Genomic DNA, 5,011 nt, shown 5'->3' on the forward strand with positions numbered 1-5,011 from the left:
CCTGCGTTCCCCGCCACAACACGCTCAGCGAATCGGAGATCGCCTCCGGCTGGGAATTGCTTTTCGACGGGAATAGCCTTGATCAATGGAAAGACTTCAACGGGGACTCTCTGACCCAGCCGTGGCACGTTGTCGACGGGTGCATCCAGGCTAACGGCGACGGGAGCGACCTTTCGGGCTATATCGTCACCAAGAAACAATACGAAAACTTCATCGTAGACTGGGACTGGAAGCTCTCCTACGGAGGTAACAGCGGCATGCTTTACCACGTCGTTGAGAATCCTTATTTCAAGGTTCCCTACGTCACGGGTCCCGAGTACCAACTGATCGACAACGATGGCTGGGAGTCTCAGAACGCTCCGACGAAGCTCGAAGAGTGGCAGAAGCTGGGCGTGGACTACGCGATGCACCTTCCGACTGCGGATTCCCTGTTTGTCAATCCGCAGGGCGAGTGGAATAATTCGCGCATCGTGTGCGACAACGGGCACGTGGAGCATTGGCTCAACGGGCACAAGATCCTTGAGTTCGAAGCCTACACCGATGACTGGTTCTCGCGCAAGAACAGCGGCAAATGGGAGACTGCACCCGAATACGGTCTGGCGCGGCGGGGCGTTCTGTGCCTTCAGGACCACGGCTATCCGGCCTCTTTCCGCAACCTGAAGATCAAGGAGCTTCCCCGCAAGGCAGGCCGCGAAGTGGAACTCTTCAACGGCCGGGACCTTACGGGCTGGGAAGCCTACGGCACGGAGAAGTGGTATGTGGACAAGGAGGGCTGCCTGGTCTGCGAGAGCGGTCCCGACAAGCAGTACGGCTACCTGGCCACGCGCGAATACTACGATGATTTCGACCTCACGGTCGAGTTCAAGCAGCTCTCCAACGGGAACTCGGGCGTCTTCTTCCGTTCGTTCATCGAGCCGCCGGTGAAGGTTCACGGCTGGCAGTGCGAGGTCGCTCCGAAGAACCACGACACGGCGGGCATCTACGAATCCTACGGCCGGGGCTGGCTGGCCCAGATCCCTGACGAGAAGGAGTCGATCCTCAAGGAGGGGGATTGGAACACGCTGCGGCTGAAGGTCCAGGGAGACCGTGTTCAGACGTGGCTCAACGGCGAAGCGATGGTGGACCTCACGGACGCGAAGATCGGCGCAGCGCAAGGACGCATCGCGCTTCAGATTCACGACGGCGGCGGCATCAAGGTCCTGTGGCGTAACCTCCGGCTGACGACGCTGTAAAACAGAGCCGGGGTTTCGTTATGCGGAATCCCGGCTTTCAACCTCTTCAAACTAGCACCTAAAACAAAGAGATAAAATGAGTAACCGCAGAGATTTTCTGAAAAAGGTAGGCGGACTGGCGCTGCTGACGGTTGTCCCGCGCAGCGTTCTGGGAGGCTCCAGATTCGTCGCCCCGAGCGACCAGCTCACCAAGGGTATCATCGGCGTGGGCGGCATCGGCAAGAGCAGCTACCACTTCACGTCCTCGGACGCGTGCCGCCTGGTTGCGGTCTGCGACGTGGACCGCAAGCACCTCGAAAGCGCCGTCGCGCTGGGCCGCAAGAAGTTCGACAAGACGCTCGAAAGCTACCACGACTACCGGGACCTGATTACCGATCCCAACGTCGACATCGTACATATCGCCACCCCGCCCCACTGGCATGGCATCATGGCCGTGGAAGCTGCCAAAGCCGGCAAGGACATCTGGTGCGAGAAGCCCATGACGCGTACCATCGGCGAGGGTAAACGTGTGGTGGAGGCCGTCCGGCAGAACGGGCGGATCTTCCGCCTGAACACGTGGTTCCGCTTCAAGGATACCTTCTACGGACTGGGCACGACGGTCGAGCCCCTGAAGAAACTCGTCGACAGCGGCCTGCTGGGCTGGCCCCTCAAGGTGACCATCTCGGGGGCTACGGGCTTCACGTGGAAATTCTTCTGGGTGGGGCAGGAAAACCTCCGGCCGCAATCCGTCCCGGAAGAACTGGACTACGACATGTGGCTGGGCCCGGCGCCCTATAAACCCTATAACAAACACCGCGTGCACCAGACCTTCCGCGGTTACTGGGACTACGATGGCGGCGGACTGACGGACATGGGCCAGCACTACATGGACCCCGTTCAGTACCTGCTGGGCAAGGACGAGACCTCTCCGGTGAAGATCGAGGTCGACGCCCCGCAGCAGCATCCCGACGCCGTGGGCATCTGGCGCAGGATCGTCTACACCTACGACGACGGCTGCCAGATCGTGCTCGAAGGCGAAGGCTACGAGAGCAAAGGCAAGGTTCCCTATATCGAAGGTCCTTTGGGCAAGGTCTACCAGGGCTTCGAGTGTACGATTCCCGACGTGATGGAGAAGATCGCCGAGATGCCCGACCCCGAGCCTCAGAACACCGACTTCCTGCAGTGCGTCCGCAGCCGCGAGCCCTTCGCCCTCGACGAAGCGAAGGGACACCGCAGTTCCACGCTGGTCAACCTGGGCGCGTGCGCCCTGCGGCTGAACCGCACGCTGCATTTCGATCCCGACAAGCAGCTCTTCGTCGGCGACGAGGCCGCCAACCGCCTCATCGACCAGCCGATGCGCACTCCGTGGAAAATCTGATAACGTCCAAACCTGAAAAAACCATGAAGAAGTTATTCATCGCCATACTCCTGCTCGCCCTCGTGCCTTTCGCCGCCGGAGCGCAGGATGCCCGCCAGCGTACCGCCGAAACGATCGTGGCGGATGCCCTGGCCCAACTTCCGGCCCAGACGCCCAAGGCGTTCGACAGCCTGATGCAGGAACTCGCGGCAACCGGAGCCGACGGAATCCGGATGATGGCCGGGATGCTTGTCCCCGCCTCCGAAGGCAAGAACGCCGTGGTCGAATACGCCCTCGGCGGCGTAGTGAGCTACGTCTCGGCCCAAGGCCGCGAGGCGCTCGCCCGGGAGGTCCGCACCGGACTGGCCGACGCCGTCGCCGCCTCGACGGACAAACCCAACCAGGCCTTCCTGCTCTCGCTGCTCCAGTTGTGTGCAACGGCCCGGGAGGCTCCCGTCTTCGTGAAGTACGCCGGGGACGACTACCTTGCGGATTACGCCGTGCGGGGCCTGATCTCCACGCCGGGAACCGAAGCGACCCTCCTGGCGCTGATCGGCGAAAGCCCCGCTCCGAACGCCCTGCTGGCTTATGCCGCGGCGGAGAAAGGCCTTGCGGCCGCGGAGCCCGCGCTGCTGAAATGGGCCGCCGACCCCACGGCCGACACCCCGGCCAGGCAGGCCGTTTACAACGCGCTGGCCAAATGCGGCACGCACGCTTCGATAGCGCCGCTCGCCGCAGCCGCCAAAGCCGACGGCTATGCGTTCACGAAGAACGACGCCACGGGGGCTTACGTGAACCTGCTGGCACGGCTCGCCGCAGCGGGCGAGCAGAAGGCACTCTCCGCGGCCAAAGCCCTGCAAAAACCCGCCCTGCCGCAGAACGTCCGCGCCGCGGGATTGGAAATCGTCCTGGCTGCGGATGCCAAAAAACGGACACAGACGGTGCTCGCCGCGCTCAAAGACGCCGACAGGGCCTACCGCTGCGCTGCGCTCGATTACGCGAATGCCTTCGCCGACGAGGCGCTCTATGCCGCCCTCGTCAAGAAGCTCCCGTCGCTGAGCGACGCCGCGAAAACGGATGTCGTAAGCTGGCTGGGAGCGCGCCACGCCGCATCGCAGAGCGCCGCCGTGGTTGCCGCCATGTCGTCGCCGGACGATGAGCTGGCCCTGGCAGCCGTCCGTGCTGCCGGGAAGATCGGCGGACAGCAGGCGCTCGACGCATTGATAGCACAACTGGGAGGCGCACATGCCAAAGAGGCTTCCGCGGCCCTCGCGGCTTTTAACGGAAAGCCCAACGCCGCATTCGTCGCGGCCCTCGACGGCGACCCCGCCACGCAGGCCAATGCGCTGAAGCTCGTCGCCAAGCGGCGCATCACGACCGCGGCCGACAAGGTATTCGCCCTGCTCGGATCCGGCGACAAGGCCGTACGCACGGCAGCTTACGACGCGCTGGCCGGCGTCACGACCGCCGGCGATTTCGACCGCCTGTGCGACCTGCTGGACAAGGCGCAGGGAGACGACGTGAAGGCCCTGCAGGCCGGACTGAGGAACGCCCTGGCGCCGGCGGCTCCCGACATGCAGTACAAGCTGGTGGCGGGACGCATGGCCGCAGCCCCGCAGAAGGCCCGCTACTACCCCCTGCTGGCGCAGGCCGCCACCGATGAGGCCATCGGCGCGCTGCTGAAAGCCGACGACCCGAAAGCCGCCTTCGCAGCCCTACTCACGGTGAAGAACCCCGTGATGATCGACGTGCTCTACGAACTGGCCGGGAAGAACCCCGACTGGACCGATGCCGCCATCTCGCGTTACACCGATTTCGCAACGGCCTCCGACAATACGCCGATGCGCAAATACCAGCTTTACCGCAAAGGCCTGGAAGCCAACCCTTCGGCCAAAACGCAGAACAAACTGCTCAAAGCGCTCTCCAAGACCCCGGTATTCCCCGCCCTGGTACTCGCCGTGAAGTATATGGACGCTCCCGCGACGGCCGAAACGGCGGCATTGGTCGTGAAGACCGTCGCTGCGAAGAACCCCGGCATGGGTGGTCAGACGGTAGCCGCAGCCCTGAAAAAGGCCCTGGAAGTATACGTCGAACTCGCCAAGGCCGACGCCGATGCAGGGTATGCCGTCGACGAGATAAAGGGACTTATGGCAAAACTCCCCGAGGCCGGATTCGAGCCCCTGTCGCTCGAACCGGAGAACCGGAAAGCCGTAGTCGGAAACCCCGAGACCCGAAAGGCCATGAAGCCAAAGGCCCTGGCAAAGGCACAACTGGAGGCTGACGCAGCAATGGCGCAAAAATGGGTCCTGACAGACGGTATCCTCACGGCCCAAGCAAACGCTCCCGCGATCCAATTCCCGAAGCAATACGAAAACTTCGAGATGATTCTCGACTGGAAAACTCCTGGAGAGGCCGGTATCGCGGTAAGGGCCATTCCGCAGAT

3 protein-coding genes are annotated in these 5,011 nt (G+C 62.9%); all 3 read left to right on the top strand.

The genetic code is table 11. From position 1 onward, the window contains the following. The coding region (locus tag I2E69_RS15105; RefSeq protein ID WP_195462051.1) for a DUF1080 domain-containing protein at nucleotides 1–1,232 on the top strand (1,232 nt) is incomplete at its 5' end. Between the two features lie 76 nt (nucleotides 1,233–1,308). Then, complete coding sequence (locus I2E69_RS15110; RefSeq protein WP_195462052.1) at nucleotides 1,309–2,589, top strand: Gfo/Idh/MocA family oxidoreductase; 1,281 nt, start codon at nucleotides 1,309–1,311, stop codon at nucleotides 2,587–2,589. A 23-nt stretch (nucleotides 2,590–2,612) separates the two neighbouring features. Continuing rightward, nucleotides 2,613–5,011 (top strand): HEAT repeat domain-containing protein (locus I2E69_RS15115; RefSeq protein ID WP_195462053.1); only part of this gene is annotated, 2,399 nt, incomplete at its 3' end.

Origin of the sequence: Alistipes sp. D31t1_170403_E11 (genome assembly GCF_015553985.1) — a bacterium.
Lineage (GTDB): Bacteria > Bacteroidota > Bacteroidia > Bacteroidales > Rikenellaceae > Alistipes > Alistipes montrealensis.